We start from the raw sequence: 17,377 nt of genomic DNA, 5'->3' as shown, positions 1-17,377 counted from the left end.
AGGCCTCTCCCTCAACGAGAAGGATCAGGTTTTCCGTCTTCTGCCGTCAACTTTCGGCAAAATCACTTGATTAGTCGGCTATCTTCTTCGAACACCCGGAACTGACGATCCGTTCATACCTGTGGGATTGCAGAGGACACTACTGAGACTGCGCGCCGTTTTACAGCGCGAAAGTCCCGAAAACCTCGTCTTCCCCTCGAGCAGTAGCGATCCCAATGATGAAGCACGCGTCAGAAACATCGGAAAAAGCGCTCGAAAATTGAAGAATCTTTACGTTCGGCGCCGTTTCGATTTGGTACAATCCTGAACGTTCGTTCAGAAGGTTTGCTAGAATTCTGAACAGCCGTTCAGTCATTTCTGAACAGGTGTTCAGGAAAGAGTCCCGCAACACGGCACTTTCCGACGACCTGATACAACCGTTTTCGACAAAAACCAGAAGGTACATTGACATGTTGTCAACGCACAAAACCATCACCCTGGCGCTGATGTGCGCCCTGGCTTCCACGACCGTGCTCACCGGCTGCAAGGACGGCGCCCAGCAGGGTCAGGCCACCCAGAGGCAGATGCCTCCGACGGAAGTCACCTACGTGACGGCCAAGACGACCGACCAGACGCTTCAGACGACCCTGACGGGCCGCACCAGCGCCTACTATGAAGCCGAGGTTCGCCCGCAGGTCAACGGCGTCCTCGTCAAGAAGCTCTTCAAGGACGGCTCCGAAGTCAAGGCCGGCCAGCAGCTCTATCAGATCGACGACGCCCCCTACGTCGCCGCGCTCAAGTCCGCAGAAGCCTCGCTCGGCCAGGCCAATGCCAACCTTGTGAAGGCCCGCGCCGACGCGAAGCGCTCCTCCGAGCTCGTCAAGATCAACGCCGTCTCGAAGCAGTCCGACGACGCCGCCCAGGCCGCGCTCAAGTCCGCCGTCGCCAACCAGAAGGCCGCCGAGGCCGCCGTGGCGACCGCGAAGGTCAACATGCAGTACACGAAGGTGCTCTCCCCGATCTCGGGCCGCATCTCCCGCTCCGAATTCACGGAAGGCGCGCTGATGGCCGCCTACCAGGCCACGCCGCTCACGCGCGTGCAGCAGCTCGACCCGATCTACGTCGACGTGACGCAGAAGGCCGACGACCTGATGCGCATCCGCCGCGACATCGCCTCCGGCGTGCTCAAGTCCGGCGACAACCAGAGCGCCCGCGTTCAGCTCGTCTTTGACGACGGCTCCGTCTACCCGCACGAGGGCGAGCTGACGTTCACCGACGTCACCGTCAACGAATCCACCGGCATGGTCAACGTCCGCGCCGTGTTCCCGAACCCGGACAAGGTTCTTCTCCCCGGCCTCTACGTCCGCGCCAACCTCGTCGAGGGCGTGCGTCCCGACTCCATCGTCATTCCGATGCAGTGCGTGATGCGCGACGCCAAGGGCAACGCCTCGGTCTGGGTGATCGACGCCGAGAACAAGATCGCCACCCGCAAGATCACGGCCTCCCGCTCGATCGGCACGAGCTGGCTCGTCGAGTCCGGCCTCAAGGCCGGCGACCGCGTCGTCTTCGAGGGTTTCCAGCGCACCCGCGCCGGCGCCACCGTTTCGCCCAAGGAGGCCGACGCCTCCAAGATGCTCGACAAGACGGGCAAGTCCCTCTACTAATACGGACTGAGGCAGAAAACCATGTTCTCACGCTTTTTCATTGAGAGGCCCGTCTTCTCGTGGGTGATCGCCATCGTGATCATGCTCGCGGGCGCTCTCTCCATCCTCAGGCTGCCGATCAGCCAGTTCCCGCAGATCGCGCCTCCGCAGGTAAGCATCTCCGCCACCTATCCGGGCGCCTCCGCCGAGACGATCGAAAACACCGTCACGCAGATCATCGAGCAGAACCTCACCGGTCTTGACGGCTACCTCTACATGTCGTCGACGTCCGACTCGACGGGCCGCGTGTCCATCACGGTGACCTTCGAGGCCGGCACGAACCCCGACATGGCTCAGGTTCAGGTCCAGAACAAGATCCAGACGGCCCTGACCACGCTTCCGCAGGTCGTGCAGCAGATGGGCGTCACCATTCAGAAGACGTCCGCCAACTTCCTGATGGTCGTGGGCTTCATCTCCAAGGACCACAGCATGAACGCCTCCGACTTGGGCGACTACCTCGTCGCCCATGTTCAGGAGCCGCTCTCGCGCGTGCAGGGCGTCGGTGAAGCCGAAGTGTTCGGCTCCGAATACGCCATGCGCATCTGGCTCGACCCGAGCAAGATGGTGAAGTACAAGCTCAACCCGAGCGAAGTCAAGGCCGCCATCTCGGCCCAGAACGCCCAGGTCTCCGCCGGCGGCATCGCCCAGCAACCGACCGACGGCAAGCAGCTCTTCACGGCCACCATCTCGTCGGCAAGCTTGCTGCAGACGCCTGAGGAATTCCGCAACATCCTCCTCAAGACGACCGAGGACGGCGCCAAGGTCTACCTGCGCGACGTCGCTGAAGTCGCCGTCGGCCAGCAGACCTACATGGCCTTCGCCACCTACGACGACTATCCGGCCTCCGGCATGGCCATCAAGCTCGCTTCGGGCGCCAACGCCATCGCCACGCAGAAGGCCGTGCTCGAACGCGTCGAGGAACTCAAGCCGAGCTTCCCCGAAGGCATGGAAGTCGTGATTCCGTTCGACACGACGCCGTTCGTCTCCGCAGCTCTCAAGGGCGTGATCAAGACGCTCTTTGAAGCCATCGTGCTCGTCGTCGTGGTGATGTACCTCTTCCTGCAGAACTTCCGCGCGACGCTCATCCCGACGATCGCCGTGCCGGTCGTGCTTCTGGGCACGTTCGGCGCACTCTTCGTCTGCGGATTCTCCATCAACATGCTGACGATGTTCGCCATGGTGCTCGCCATCGGTCTATTGGTGGACGACGCCATCGTGGTCGTGGAGAACGTCGAGCGCGTGATGCGCGAGGACGGCACCGACCCGAAGACCGCCACCATCAAGTCGATGGGTGAAATCCAGTCGGCCCTCGTGGGCATCGCCATGGTCCTTTCGGCCGTGTTCGTGCCGATGGCCTTCTTCGGCGGCTCCACGGGCGTCATCTACCGCCAGTTCTCGGTGACCATCGTCTCGGCCATGGCGCTTTCCGTCGTCGTCGCCCTGACGCTGACGCCGGCCCTCTGCGCCACGATGCTCAAGCCGGTCAACCATGAGGAGCACCACGGCAAGGGCGGCTTCTTCGGCTGGTTCAACCGCAGCTTCGACGCCTTCACGCAGTCCGTCAAGGCCCTCATCGCCAAGTCGATCCACGGCTGGAGCGTCATGCTCGTCGCCTACGCCGCCGTCGTCGGCCTGATGGTCTGGGGCTTCAAGGCGCTGCCAACCTCGTTCATGCCGCAGGAAGACCAGGGCGTCCTCATGATGATGTCCCAGCTCCCCGACGGCGCGACGCTCGAGCGCACCGACCTTGAGATGAAGAAGATCCAGCAGACGTTCGCCAAGACCGAAGCCAAGTCCGTCGAGTCCGTCTTCGTGGTCCGCGGCTTCTCCTTCGCGGGTACGGACCAGAACATGGCTCTGGGCTTCCTGAAGCTTCGCGACTGGAGCGAGCGCACGACGCCCGACACGTCGGTCGCCGCCATCCAGGGCCGCACCATGGGCATCCTCATGGGTCACCCGGACTTCAAGCAGGCCAGCACCTTCGTCTTCCCGCTTCCGCCGGTTCCCGAACTCGGCGTGGCCGACGGCTTCGACCTCTACATCCAGGACAACACGGGCGGCACGCACGACAAGCTCATGCAGTACATGGGCCAGTTCCTGATGAAGGCCAACGCCGACCCGCGTCTGACGATGGTCCGCCACAACGGCATGGCCGACACGACGCAGTTGAAGCTCGTGCTCGACTATGAAAAGCTCTCGGCCCTAAACCTCAGCATCGGCGAAGTCAACTCCGCCATCTCGACCGTCCTCTCCGGCTCCTACGTCAACGACTACATGGACCGCGGCCGCGTCAAGCAGGTCTGGGTCATGGGCAACACGGGCTCGCGCATGCAGCCCGAAGACATCCTCGGCTGGCACGTTCGCAATGCCAACGGCGAGATGGTGCCCATCGGCACGTTCGCCAAGTTCGAATGGACCTACGGCAGCCCGCGTCTCGAACGCTTCAACGGCCTTCCCGCCGTGAACATCCAGGGCAACCCGCGTGCGGGCGTCTCCTCCGGTCAGGCTATGGCCGCCATTGAGGAAATCGCCAAAGAAGTCTTCCCCGCCGGCTACGAAATCGCCTGGAACGGCGTTTCGTACCAGGAAAAGGCCGCAGGCAACCAGGGTCCCGCGCTCTTCGCGCTCTCGATCCTCGTGGTGTTCCTCTGCCTTGCCGCCCTTTATGAAAGCTGGTCCGTCCCGATCGCGGTGCTCCTCGTGGTGCCCTGCGGCGTCGTGGGCGCCCTCGGCCTCACCGGCGCGCTCGGCATGTCCAACGACATCTACTTCCAGGTCGGCCTTCTCACGACGATCGGTCTGGTGAGCAAGAACGCCATTCTGATTGTGGAATTCGCCAAGGAGTACATGGAACAGGGCAAGGATGCGATCCACGCCGCCGAAGAGGCCGTGCGTGTCCGCCTGCGTCCGATTCTCATGACCTCCCTCGCCTTCGGTCTCGGCGTGCTCCCGCTCGCCATGGCCCACGGCGCGGGCGCCGGCGCCCAGAACGCCATCGGCGTGGGCGTGCTCGGCGGCATGCTCGCAGGCACCTTCCTCTGCATCGCCTTCGTCCCGGTCTTCTACGTGCTCGTCGACCGCTTCCTCGGCGGCAAGAAGCGCCACGAAAAGAACCAGATCCAGCAGGCCTGATGCAGGTGACTGACATCACGACACATTGAAATCTCAGGGCGGCGGGCCTCACCCGCTCCGCCGCCCTCACGGAACAAACATCATGTCCACGACGATTTTCAAGATCCTTCCCCTCTGCGCGGCCCTCGCCCTGACAGGCTGCGTCAACCTCGCCCCGGACCACGAGCGTCCCGCCGCGCCCGTCGAACAGGCGTGGCCCACGGGCGAAGCCTACGACGCCGCCTCCGTGCGCAGCGAAGCCCTGCCCGCATGGCAGGCCTTCTTCACGGACGAGCGCCTTCGCAAGGTGATCGATCTCGCCCTCAAGGAAAACCGCGACCTCCGCGTCTCGGCCCTCAACATTGAAAAGGCCCGCGCCCTCTACGGCGTGCAGCGCTCCGAGCTCTTCCCGACCGTCGCCGCCGCCGCTAGCAACGCAGGCAAGCACACCCCGGCAAGCGTCGCCGGCACGAGCACGACGACCCACACCTACACGGCCCAGCTCGCCATGACGAGCTATGAGCTCGACTTCTTCGGCCGCGTGCGCAACCTCAACGAACAGGCCCTGCAGGCCTACCTCGCCTCCGAGGACGCCCGCCGCTCCGCCCAGAGCGCCCTGATCGCCCAGGTCGCCTCCGGCTGGCTTGCGCTCGGCGCCGACCGCGCCCAACTCGAGCTCCAGAAGGAGACCCTCGCAAGCCAGGAGGAAAGCTTCCGCCTCATCGAGGAAAGCTACAGGCTCGGCGCCGCGAGCAGGCTCGACTATGAGCAGGCCCGCACGACGGTCACGGCCGCCCGCGCCCAGATCGCGTCCTACATCCGCGCCGTCGCGCAGGACAAGAACGCCCTCGACCTTCTCTGCGGCACCACCGTCCCCGAGGATCTGCTCCCTGCGGGTCTCGCCACCGGCGTCACGCAGACGGCCGTCCTCCCCGCCGGCCTTCCCTCCGAAGTGCTCCTCAAGCGTCCCGACATCGCTGCGAGCGAACGTGACCTGATCAGCGCCGAAGCCAACATCGGCGTCGCCCGAGCCGCCTTCTTCCCGAGCGTCTCGATCACCGCCGGCGCAGGCACCACGGGCATGCAGCTCTCGAACCTCTTCGACGCGCACACGGGCTTCTGGTCCTTCACGCCCTCCGTGAACCTTCCGATCTTCACGGGCGGCCGCAACGTCGCCACCCTTGAAGCCGCCAAGGTCGGCCAGAAGATCGCCGTCGCGAACTACGAAAAGGCCATTCAGACCGCCTTCAGGGAAGTCTCCGACGCCCTCGCCACCGAAGGCACGATGGACCGTGAACTCACGGCCCGCCGCGAATACGCCGAGGCCGCCACCAAGGCCTGGGAACTCTCCGACGCCAGCTACAAGGCGGGCGCCATCTCCTACAACGACGTTCTGACGAGCCAGCGCGCCATGGTCGGCGCCAAGCAGGCCCTCATCGGCGCCGAACTCTCCAAGTCGATGAGCGCCATCACCCTCTACAAGGTGCTCGGCGGCGGCACGACCGTAGCCGAAGCGCAGCCGGCCGACAAGGAGTAATCCATGGCCAAAGTGACATTCACCATTCACAAGGCGGGCAAGCACCAGCGCCACTCACGCCGCAACCAGATACTCGACGCCGCCCAACGCTGCTTCAAGAAGCAGGGCTTCCACAAGACGACCCTGCGCGACATCGCGCAGGAGTTCGGGATGAGCGCCGGCCACATCTACAACTACTTCAGCAACAAGGAAGCGATCATCGAGGCGCTCGTCGAACTGCGCACGCAGGAGTTCCTCGACATGATCGACACCGACAAGTTCGCCGACCTGCCGCCCGAAGAGCGCATGGACAAGGAGCTCGGCCAGGTAGTCGACGCCTACCTCAACCTCGACAACACGTCGCTCTCCATCGCGATCATGAACGAGGCCCTCATCAACCCGAAGGTCTATGAAATCGTCGTGGCCGCCGCGAGCAAGGTCCGCAACCACATCGTCGAGGCTCAGCTCCTCGCGATGAAGGAGGAGCGCCGCTACGCACCGCCCTACGAAGTGATCGAGAGCCGCTGCATGACCATCCGCGCCATGCTCGAAGGCCTGCGCCTCGCGCACATCTTCACGCCCGAAATGGACGTGCCGCTCGTGCGTGAGATGGCCATCAAGCGCATCAAGCAGATCCTCGCGCTCGATGAGGCCGAGGACCAGGCCGCAGCATCCGCCGAGGCCAAGCTCAGGGCCGAAGCCATGGCCTGCGCCTACTATCCGGTCTCCGAAAAACCTGAGGCCTGAGGCCTGAGGCCTGAAGCCTGAAGCTTCTAAATAAAATCGGGAGTCTCCGCAACGGAGGCTCCCGATTTTTTCACTCTCATTTTCATGCGTCCCTCAGTCTTCCCGAGAGACGCATTTGAACGCCCTCTTTACGGCAGTCTCGACACGGCATCCGCCATCATGTCCCAGAAACGCGCGAGGTCAAGCTCGAGCGCGGCGTGGGTGTGACAGCCCTCGGGGGCCGTCCTGCGGAAGTCGGCGACGGTCATGCCGCGGGTGCGCGTGCCCGTGAGTTCGACGCTGATGGGCACGGGGACGTACCTGACGACCGTCGGGTCGAGCACGCACGCGATGGCGCACGGATCGTGCAGCGGCGCGTCGCCGAAGCCGCGCACGCGGCGGTAGCGGACGTTGAAGGCCGTGAGGATTTCAGCGAGGAGCTTCGCGGAGGCCGTCGGGATCGCGGCGATGCGGGCGACCTGCTCCTCGCTCACACGGGCCTGATAGGTGAGGTCGAGCCCGACCATCACGACCTTCCACTTTTCCTTGAAGACGATGTCGGCCGCCTCGGGGTCAGTGCCGATGTTGAATTCGGAGTACGGGCCGTGGTTGCCCGTGTGCACGGCGCCGCCCATGAGGACGACCTCCTTGACGCGCTCGACGATCCTGGGCTCCAAGCGCGCGGCAAGCGCAATGTTGGTGAGCGGCCCCGTCGGCACGAGCGTCACCGTCCCTGCGGGGCGGCTCATCACGGTGTCGATGATCACCTGCACGGCATGCCTCGGATCCGTCTTGAGCACGATCTCCTCGGGGAGCGTCGCGTCGTCAAGGCCCGTCTCGCCGTGGATTTCGGCCGCCACTTCGGGCTCGATCATCAGGGGACGCGTGGCGCCCGCCGCGATGGGAACGTCGTGAAGGCCCGCCACCTGCGCGATGGCCAGCGCGTTGCGGGTCACCTTGGCAATCGACTGATTGCCCGCCACGACCGTGATCGCGAGGATGTTCACGTTCGGATTGCCTGCGGCGAGCAGGATGGCGGCCGCGTCGTCGTAGCCGGGGTCGCAGTCGAGGATGATGTCGATCTTCTGGTTTTCGGTGCTCATGTTGCGTGCTCCTTGCGTTCGGAATGTTCGGCTGCGAAGATTGCCGGGCTTCAGACGGCGAGCGCCTCGACCTCGGACCTTCTCGGAATTGAGGTGGCGGCGCCCTCGCGCGTCACCGAGATGGCGGAGGCCTTCGCGGCGCGGTTCATGGCGGTCCTCAAGTCCTCGCCCGCGGCAAGCGCGGCCACGGCATACCCCGCGAACGTGTCGCCCGCGCCCGTCGTGTCGACGGCCTTCATCTTCACGGCCGGCACGAAGAAGGGCTCGGCACCGGGCACACGGCCGCAGGCGCCCCTGCTGCCGAGTGTGAGGATGAGGTTCACGTCAGGATACCTGCGCTCGAGAAGCGCCATCAGGCCGGCGGCCTCAACGCCTTCGGCCTCGTCGGCCAGAAAGCCCCTCGCCTCGGTCTCGTTGACGATGAGCGCGTAGAGCCTTTCGAGCGGCGCCTTGAGAAGCGAAGCGTCGAAGGGAGACGGATTGAGGACGGTGCGCAGACCACGTTCGAGCGCAGCTTCGATAAGGCCCGCAGTGTCGGGGAGCTCGTTCTGCAGCATCACGATGTCGTCCTTCTCGCAGGCGTCGAGCGCAAGCAGCATGCTCTCCACCGTCACGCGGCCGTTGGTGCCGGGATAGTAGAGGATGCCGTTCTCGCCGTCCTCCGTCACCTGGATGAAGGTGTGGCCGCTCGCCTCGGACTCGTGCACGGCCAGCATCGAGACGTCGACGCCTTCGCCCTTGAGCACTTCAAGAAGCATACCGCCGTCGGCACCCACGCAACCCGCATGGAGGACCGTCGCTCCCGCGCGAGCAAGCGCCACCGACTGGTTGAGACCCTTGCCACCCGCATGCACGGCGCGGTGCGAGGCCGCAAGCGTCTCGCCGGGACGCACGAAGTGGTCGACGCGATAGACGTAGTCAAGGTTGAGAGAGCCGATGTTGAGGACTGCCATGTTCGATGTCGTCAATAAAGTGTTGGAACGGGACCCGCCGCCCGCCGAGGCGGGCGCGGGAGCTTCGGTGACACGCATTTTAGACCAGAGGCCCCTCATGACAAAAGCGTCTCAACATCATGAAAACGACTCGGGCGCAAGCTCCTCAGGCAGATCGCCTTCAGGCGTGCGTACGCCAGACGCCCTTGCGCCAGTAGTGCCACAGCACGACGCCCGCCGTGATGTAGTAGATCCAGTCGGCGGTCCAGACGACGGCGACGTTCGTCGTGAGGCGCGTGATCGTGAAGACGTAGCAGAGATAGACGGCCGAGGCGGCGATGGTCGCGACCGAGCTCTCCCAGGTTCGGCCGATGCCGCCCATCACGAAGAGCAGATACATCGCGGGCACGGCCGTGAGGAAGGAGCCGAGCATCACGTAAAAGGTCGCGTTCGCGGCCGAGATCACGCCCTCGATGCTCGTGAAGACCCCGAGCACGGCCGAGGGGAACACGGCGGCGAGCAGCATGACGGGCAGCATCGAAACGGCGCAGAGCACGAGGCCGCGTCGCACGAGGCCCGGCACCTCGTCCTCCCTGCCCTCGCCGATCAGGTTTGCAGCGACGGCGCCGCACGTCGAGCCGAAGGCGTGGATGAATAGGAAGAGCGTCGAGCAGATCTGGCGCACGATGTTCGAGACCGCCAGAGGCTCCTCACCGAGATGCTCGACCGCGAGGAAGAAGAGAAGCCACGCAAAGAACGCAAAGGCCTCCTGCACCATCAGCCAGCGCCCGAGCCTGAAGAGCGAGCGCTGCAGCGCGCCGTCCCAGGAGAAGCTCCCGAAGAGCGCATACTTCCCGTGGTCCACGCGAAGGAGTACGTAGCCGAGCAGGAACACGAGGCAGACCGCCTCCGAAATCGTCGAGGCAATGGCCGCGCCCGCAATGCCCATCGCGGGCACGGGACCTGCGCCGAAGATGAGCACGTAGTTGAGGACGAAGTTCGAGGCGACCATGACGAGCGAGCTCGCCGTCAGGACGCCGGGCCTGAGCGTCGCGATGAAGAACGCACGCAAAAGCGCGCAGGCAAACGCAAAGGGCAGGCCCCAGACGCGCCAGTAGAGATACGTGTCGGCCGCCTCAGCCACCGCCGCCGACTCGCAGGCCGTATCGAGAAAAGGCTTGGCCGCAAGGTCGGAGAGCACGATGAGGACCGCCGCGAGCCCCGTGAGAAAGAGTACCCCGGAGCGGAACGACCGCCCGATCTCCGCCCAGGCCTTCTCGCCGTTCTTCCTGCTCATGTGCGCCTGCACGCCGAAGCCGTACCCCATGCCGAACATCATGAGCATGAGGAAGAAGACGCCCGCGAGCGCTGCGGCGCCGAGCTCCACTTCGCCGACACGCCCGAGAAAGGCGACGTCGGTCATGCCGATGAGCTGCTCGAGCAGGAAGCTCAGCATCAGCGGAACGGCCATGCGGAAGATGGTGCCGCTCGAATAGATGCGGCGGCGTTCGATTTCGAAGGACATGTGCAGAAAGACTGAAGAGGCCCGAAACGCAGGCCCTGAACTGAAAGTGCCGTATTTTAGCGACTTGCAGGCTTCTTTTCAGCGTGCCCGCGAGCGCCAAAAAGTCAGGCCGCCCGTCCGAAGACAGGCGCTCCTCATCCTTTTTTAGGCTCTTACTCGTTGATGTTCGGGCCGCTCTTGACTTCCTCCCCGTCCTAAAGGGCGGGGATTCCTTGGACCACGCGGTCTCGTGGTTCAAGGGCGGTTCCCATTGATGGCATCGAGTCCTTAGGCCGAAAGCCTTGCTCCCCAACACTCACTACATGGGCGATGTGCTTTTTGTTGTGTGCACTCGGGCCTGTCCGGCCCTTCCTCAACACGTTCAGGGCGCCCACCACGTCGGCATTCGCTTCGAAGCCGCAACTTTCGTTGACGCACTTGAAAATCGCCTGCGTCGGGCGGTTGCGTTTGTCCCTGCTCTGACAGTGCGGGCAGGTGATGCTCGTCCCTCTCGGATCGACGGAAATCATCACACCACCCACTTTCAGAAGTTGCCATTCGATTGTTTGGCGAAGACTGTAGAACCCCGTGCGCAGGATGGCGCGGTTGAGCCCGCTTTTCTGCTTCACATTCTTGCCTGGATTCGCAACGGTGCCCTTGGCGGACGCCGTCATGTTCTTCACCTTCAGGTCCTCGACGTACACGCAGCCGTACTCCTGCGCGAGCGCATGCGCCGTCTTCCTGTGGAAATCCTGTCGAATGCAACGAATCTTTCGGTATAGGTTTTGAATCCTCTCCTTGAGCTGACGGCGCTTGCGACTCGGCTGCTTCTTGTCAAAAGGCTCCGCCAGTCCCAACTTCGCGAGTTTCTTTCGCGACTCCTGGTTGAGCGAAAGCTTGCGTTTCAAGCCCGCAATGCGTTTCTCGATCGAGCGAATCTTCTCCGTGTCGAGATCGTAGAATCGTCCGTCGCTCGTCGCGACGGCATGCACGACGCCGACGTCGATTCCGACATCGAGCGCCTTCATGTCGGGGGCCTGGACTTCGAACTCAACCGTGAAGATCACGAACCAGCGGCCGCAGTCCTTCTTGACGTGAATCTGTTTCACGACACCGGGAACGAGCGTCCCGTTCGCACACTCAAACGCGATGGCGCGCGTTCTACGGTATCGAATCCAGCCGATCTTCGGGAGCTTGACTCGCCCGTTGGCATTGTCGATGTGTTCTGGAGCAAACTGCGGAACCCGAAAGCCGTCTCCGATATCTTTCGCCTTGAACTTCGGCCATCCTTTGTGTGCCGGATCGCTCTTGGGACGGAAGCTGTCGCTGATGGCGCGATCGAGATCGAGCAGGGCTTGCTGGAGCGGTTGGGCCATGGCCTCTCGAAGGAAGGCGGTCTCGGGTTGTTTTTTCCAGAGCACCAACTCGTGGGCGAGCTCCTTGTAGGTGAGAAGCTTTTCACCTTTGGACTTGCGCTCGTTTTGGATCCCCAACGCCTTGTTGAAGACAAACCTGCGGCAACCGGCGTTTCGGCTCAAGGCCGCACGTCGGGTCTCGTCAACATAGAGTTCGTATTGAAAGGCGCAGGTGATCTTCATATGAACATCATGGCACACTTCCTTCAAGAATACGTGCTTTACGACCAAATGCCCATTTGGGCCTTATATCCTCCCCATGAATGGAGAGGTTTTACGGCCCGTTAGATAACGGGAGGCAGTCAGACGGGCAGCGGTTGAGGGACAATTTCAGCGGGTGAACACCTTGCCGATGACAAAACCGAGACCAACGCCCAGAAGGTCCGGAATCGTGAACACCAATGCGCCGAAGACAAAGGCGCAAATCACACCGATGATCGTGCCGGTGGCAAGTCCCTCTCTTCCTCCGATGAGTGCTCCGAGGATGGGCGGAAGGCAGTGAAGCAATGCAATGATGACTACCATGATGGGATACCTCAAGAAGGGATGGTGCGGGCAAAGCCCGGCCTGTGTGCTTCGGAGCCTTTGGAGACCAGCCGATTGACCTGAGGTTTCGAACAGTCAAGTTTTAGGTGACGATATCGGAGGATGGCTCGCGTGTGACAGCAGGCAGGAGCGTGCTCGACTATGCATGTTGTTTTCGAATCGCATGGATCTCATGGAGGGAACTAGCGAAATCTTTTTCATTATAGGATGCCGTGCATGGAATGACTTTGCCGGACACCACACGGTACGGATCGATCCCTCACTGAAAATCGATGGATGAGAGTCGGGAATGGATTTTCATCTCCTCCGGGCAGGGCCATGCGAAGTTGCCCGCGAGCGCCAAAAAGTCAGGGCGCCCGTCCGAAGACAGGCGCCCCTCATCCTTTTTTTAGTCAAGCCCGTGCAGGGCGCGGCTTATTTCTGAGCCGGCTCCCACTTGCAGCGGACCGGCGAGACGATTTCACCCGTCTTCTTCATCGCCGCAAAGGCCTTGTCGACCGCCTTGCGGTCAAGACCCGTAAGTTCGGCGACCTTGCCGGCATTGAGCGGTTCGCCCGCCTTGCGCATGGCTTCGAGAATGACGTCCTTGTCTTCCATTTCTGTCTTCCTTTGACTTCGTAGGGTTCGGGGCGGCACACCGCCCCCTCTGTCCGCTCATTGTCCCAGACTTTCGGAAGGGCCGTCCCGATTGACATAGTGTTTTACAAACACTCCTCATGATATTGACGACATCAATTTGAACGATTGAACGACCCTATTCCTGAGCATCCGCCGCGTCCATCCGCGAACCGACCGTCCGCATCCATCGTCATCAAAACGTCATGTCCGTGTCGTCTTCGTGAAGCACAAGGTCTTCAGAATCTCACGGCGACGGCGAACGTCGTGCGGCCCGCGCCTTCAGTTCGTTTTCTCCGGTGCCGGAGCCTCAGCGTGAGTCGTCACCGCATTCAGACCTTTGTTTTCGGACTCCGTGCGGAGTCCGGCGCGGGACTCTCCCTTCATTCGTCATTCGGAGCTCCGCGCGTTGCTGCAGGAAATGTAAATGTTCAAGATCCGCAAGACCGCCGCCCTCGCGGCCCTCTTCTGTTCCAGCGTCCTCAACGCCTGGGCCTCGGCCGATCACATGGTGATCGCGATGCCGCAGATTCCGACCATCATCGAGCCGCAGGGCATCAACAACAACGCGATCGACCGCTATGTCGGCAACGTCTTCGAGACGCTCCTCAAGGCGGACCAGAAGACGGGCGAGCTCAAGCCGGGACTTGCCGAATCGTGGTGCCGCCTCTCACCCGACACGGTCGAGTTCAAGCTGCGCTCCGGCGTCAGGTTCCACGACGGCACGCCGCTCACGGCCGATGACGTCGTCTTCACGTTCGGGCCCGAGCGCTTCTCAGGCGAAAAGGCGCCGGGCCGCGCCGTCGCCTGGGAATTCCTCGGCAACCTCAAGGAAGTGGTCAAAGTCGACGACCTCACCGTTCGCGTCACCATGAAGGCGCCCGACCCGATGATCGAGCGCCGCTTCTCCGCGCGCACCTCCGAGATCATCTCCGAGGACGGCTGGAAGGCTGCGGGCGGCTGGGAGAAGTGGCTCAAGGCGCCCGTGGGCACGGGTCCCTACAGGATCGCCTCCTTCAAGACCGGCAACCGTCTTGAGCTCACGCGCTTCGACGGCTACTGGGGCAAGACGGCACCCGCCGCCAAGGTGAGCTTCGTCGAGGTGCCCGAACTCTCCGCCCGCGTCGCGGGCCTTCGCTCGGGCGAATTCGACCTCATCACCGAAGTCCCGCCGGATCAGGTGAAGCCTCTTTCCGCCGACGGCCGCATCGACGTCACGGGCGGCGCCATCGACAACATCTACGGCCTCGTCTTCGACTGCAAGTCCTCCGCCGTCATGCAGTCGAAGGAACTCCGTCAGGCCATCCTCCACGCGATCGACCGCGACATTCTCGTCAACGCGCTCTTCGCGGGCCGCACCTCCACGGCCGACAACTTCCAGTCGAAGACCTTCGGCGAACTCTATCTCACCACGGCGGGCGAAAAACTCTACGATCCCGCCAAGGCCAGGGCTCTCGTCAAGGCCTCGGGCTACAGGGGCGAGCCCATCGTCTGGCGCATCCAGGCGGGCTACTACACGCAGGAGCTCGTCGTCACGCAAGCCGTCGCCTCCATGCTCAAGGCCGCAGGCCTCAACGTGAAGATCGAGGTCAAGGAAAACTGGACCCAGGTCGAGGCGCCGGGCCGCGACCGCATGATCAACAACGCGAGCTTCTCCGCCTACTATCCCGATCCCGTCGCCCAGCTCTGGCGCCGCCTCAAGCCCTCGAGCTTCTGGGTGCAGAACGGCTACGTCGCCGACTCGGCCGAGTATAGGCGCTTCTGCGAGCTTGGCGAAAAGCTCGAGACGAGCGTCGATCCCGCCGAGCGCAAGGCCGCCTGGGGCGAGATGCTGAAGGTCTTCTCGCAGAATCCCTGGGCCTGCCCGCTCTACTCGCTCCCGATGCTCTACGCCAAGCAGAAGAACGTCGTCTGGGAGGCGAGCGCCCTTCAGGGAAGCCTCGACCTCTCGGCGGAGAACTTGTCCTTCCAGTAATGCCGGCATCCTCCGGCATCGGATTCCGGACGAACTCCCGCGCAGGGCGGCCGTCCGGGATCTGGCCCCGCACGCCGAACGCACGAAAGCCGCGGACGCAGGGATCCCGTCATCCCGTGCGTCCGCCCGCGTTCTCCGTCCCAGGCTTTCCGGATTCCTCACGTCCCTCACCTTCAACACATGTCTCACATGTCCAACATGTCTGCAGAGACTTTCTCCACCTGCAAGCTTCTTGACGTGCGCGGCCTTCGCGTCTCGTTCGACGCCGTCGACGTGCTGCACGGTGTGGACCTCACCGTTCACTGCGGGCGCATCCATGCGCTCATCGGCGAGTCGGGCTCGGGCAAGAGCGTCCTCGCCCGCTCGATCCTCGGTCTGGCCGGCCGCGGCGCCCGCACCACGGGCTCCATCCGCTTTCTCGGCCGCGAGCTCGTCGGTCTTTCCGAACGCGAGTACCGCGCCATCCGAGGGGCCGACATCGGCCTCGTCGTCCAGGACGCCATGTCCGCGCTCAACCCGATGCGCACGATCGGCGAGCAGCTCGTCGAAACCATCGCCTGCCGCCATCCCGACTTCCGAAGCGGCGCCTCGCGTGCTTCGCGCAGCTCACGCGCCGACCGCCACGACATTGCGCTCGAGCTTCTGCGCACCGTCGGCATCACCGCGCCCGAAAAGCGCATGAACGCCTACGCCCACCAGCTCTCGGGCGGCATGCGCCAGCGCGTGATGATCGCGCTCGCCCTCACGGGCAGCCCCAGGCTGCTCCTCGCCGACGAACCCACCACGGCGCTCGACGTCGTCGTGCAGCGGGAGCTCCTGCAGGAAATGCGTGCGCTCGTGCAGGCGCGCGGCATGTCGATGCTCATCGTCACGCACGACCTGAACCTCGCCCGCGACGTCGCCGACGACGTCTCCGTCATGTACGCGGGCCACGTCCTTGAGGAAGGCCCCGTCTCCGACGTCATCACGCGTCCCGCCCATCCCTACACCGAAGGCCTTCTGAGGGCCATGCCCGCCATGGACGGCACCCGCGGCCGGCTCATCCCGATCAAGGGCGAGATTCCGCCGCCCGACAAGCTCGGCTCGGGCTGTCCCTTCGCCTCGCGCTGCCCGCGCGTCACGAACGCCTGCCGCGAAAGTCTCGGCGCCATGACGGCCGTCGAGGACGGCCGCAGGCGCACCCGCTGCGACGCCGCGCTCCTCACCGCCGCCCCGCATGCGCCTTCGTGCGCCTCGCGCCTTGCGTCCCTGCCCGTTCAGGACACCGAGTTTCCCGTCATCTCCGATATCCGCATCGCCCGCCACTGCTACGTCTCGAGGCAGGGCCTTCTCGGCCGCCGCCGTCCCTGGGACGTCCTGCAGGACATCGACCTGCAGGTCCGCTCGGGCGAGGTCATGGGACTCGTGGGCGAATCGGGCTGCGGCAAATCGACGCTCGCGCGCCTCGCGCTCGGCCTCATCGAGCCCACCGAAGGCACAGTGCGCTTCAAGAACGCGCCGATCCCTGAGCGAGACTCCGCCGCCTGGCGCGCCCAGCGCGCCTCCATGCAGATGATCCATCAGGACCCGTACGCCTGCTTCGATCCGCGTCTTCCGATCATCGAGCAGGTGGCCGAACCGCTTCGCCACCACAGGGGCCTCTCGAAGGAGGCGGCCGCGAAGGCCGCGCTCGAAGTGCTCAGGGCCGCAGGCCTTCCCGCGCACCACGCCGGCAGGCGTCCGTCCGTCATGTCGGGCGGCCAGCTCCAGCGCGCGGCCATCGCCCGCGCCGTGGCGCTCGAACCCGCGCTTCTCGTCTGCGACGAACCCGTCGCCTCGCTCGACGTCTCGATTCAGGCGCAGGTGCTCGAACTCCTCCTGCAGCTTCGCAACCGCATGAAGATGGCAATGCTCTTCGTCTCGCACAACCTCAGCGTCGTGCGCTGCATCTGCGACCGCGTGACCGTGATGTACCTCGGCCGCATCGTCGAGTCGGGCACCGTCGAAGCGGTCTTCAGCCGGCCCCTGCATCCCTACACGAAGCTCCTCATGGCCTCGACTCCGGGCGCCGACGCGCACGTCGTGCGCTACTACCCGAAAGGAGCCATGCCCAGTCCGATCGACCGTCCGAAGGGCTGCGTCTTCGCCTCCCGCTGTCCGCTTGCCGAGGCGCGCTGCCGCACCGACGTGCCGCCCCTCAGGGACGACGGCAGCGGACACCTCGCGGCCTGCTTTTCGGGCCCCTCCTTCCTCTTGCATCCGGAGGCCTGATC

General features: G+C 63.8%; 12 protein-coding genes. 6 read left to right on the top strand and 6 right to left on the bottom strand.

Annotated features, from left to right (window positions below):
• Positions 1 to 449: 449 nt before the first annotated feature.
• The 4 genes from HMPREF9465_RS06035 to HMPREF9465_RS06020 all read left to right on the top strand — a co-directional run bounded on the left by HMPREF9465_RS06035 (position 450) and on the right by HMPREF9465_RS06020 (position 7,056).
• Complete coding sequence (locus HMPREF9465_RS06035; protein WP_005435091.1) at positions 450 to 1,643, top strand: efflux RND transporter periplasmic adaptor subunit; 1,194 nt, start codon at positions 450 to 452, stop codon at positions 1,641 to 1,643.
• A 21-nt stretch (positions 1,644 to 1,664) separates the two neighbouring features.
• A complete protein-coding gene (locus HMPREF9465_RS06030; protein ID WP_005435089.1) occupies positions 1,665 to 4,814 on the top strand; it encodes an efflux RND transporter permease subunit in 3,150 nt (1,049 codons plus the stop codon).
• Between the two features lie 82 nt (positions 4,815 to 4,896).
• Entirely contained in the window at positions 4,897 to 6,330 is a 1,434-nt protein-coding gene (locus HMPREF9465_RS06025) for an efflux transporter outer membrane subunit (RefSeq protein WP_005435085.1), read from the top strand.
• 3 nt (positions 6,331 to 6,333) lie between these two features.
• Entirely contained in the window at positions 6,334 to 7,056 is a 723-nt protein-coding gene (locus HMPREF9465_RS06020) for a TetR/AcrR family transcriptional regulator (RefSeq protein ID WP_005435083.1), read from the top strand.
• Between the two features lie 128 nt (positions 7,057 to 7,184).
• On the opposite strand, the gene HMPREF9465_RS06015 is transcribed toward HMPREF9465_RS06020, so the two are convergent.
• From HMPREF9465_RS06015 to HMPREF9465_RS05990, 6 genes are all read right to left on the bottom strand, one after another.
• Positions 7,185 to 8,138, bottom strand: a complete 954-nt coding sequence (locus tag HMPREF9465_RS06015; RefSeq protein WP_005435081.1) for a nucleoside hydrolase — start codon at positions 8,136 to 8,138, stop codon at positions 7,185 to 7,187.
• 50 nt (positions 8,139 to 8,188) lie between these two features.
• A complete protein-coding gene (locus HMPREF9465_RS06010; protein ID WP_038006860.1) occupies positions 8,189 to 9,091 on the bottom strand; it encodes a ribokinase in 903 nt (300 codons plus the stop codon).
• A 160-nt stretch (positions 9,092 to 9,251) separates the two neighbouring features.
• A complete protein-coding gene (locus HMPREF9465_RS06005; RefSeq protein ID WP_005435077.1) occupies positions 9,252 to 10,595 on the bottom strand; it encodes an MATE family efflux transporter in 1,344 nt (447 codons plus the stop codon).
• Between the two features lie 194 nt (positions 10,596 to 10,789).
• Positions 10,790 to 12,172 (bottom strand): RNA-guided endonuclease InsQ/TnpB family protein, encoded by a 1,383-nt coding sequence (locus HMPREF9465_RS12300; RefSeq protein ID WP_005435075.1) that lies wholly within the window; start codon positions 12,170 to 12,172, stop codon positions 10,790 to 10,792.
• A 147-nt stretch (positions 12,173 to 12,319) separates the two neighbouring features.
• Positions 12,320 to 12,514, bottom strand: coding sequence for a hypothetical protein (locus tag HMPREF9465_RS05995; protein ID WP_005435073.1), 195 nt, complete (start codon positions 12,512 to 12,514; stop codon positions 12,320 to 12,322).
• Between the two features lie 435 nt (positions 12,515 to 12,949).
• Positions 12,950 to 13,132, bottom strand: a complete 183-nt coding sequence (locus HMPREF9465_RS05990; protein WP_005435071.1) for a hypothetical protein — start codon at positions 13,130 to 13,132, stop codon at positions 12,950 to 12,952.
• Between the two features lie 445 nt (positions 13,133 to 13,577).
• On the opposite strand from HMPREF9465_RS05990, the gene HMPREF9465_RS05985 reads away from it, so the two are divergent.
• Positions 13,578 to 15,125, top strand: a complete 1,548-nt coding sequence (locus HMPREF9465_RS05985; protein WP_005435069.1) for an ABC transporter substrate-binding protein — start codon at positions 13,578 to 13,580, stop codon at positions 15,123 to 15,125.
• Between the two features lie 189 nt (positions 15,126 to 15,314).
• Entirely contained in the window at positions 15,315 to 17,375 is a 2,061-nt protein-coding gene (locus HMPREF9465_RS05980) for an ABC transporter ATP-binding protein (protein WP_005435067.1), read from the top strand.
• Positions 17,376 to 17,377: the final 2 nt, after the last annotated feature.

The organism is Sutterella wadsworthensis 2_1_59BFAA, from assembly GCF_000297775.1.
GTDB classification, from domain to species: Bacteria; Pseudomonadota; Gammaproteobacteria; order Burkholderiales; family Burkholderiaceae_F; genus Sutterella; species Sutterella wadsworthensis_A.
This window is presented reverse-complemented; position numbering and strand designations above follow the sequence as displayed.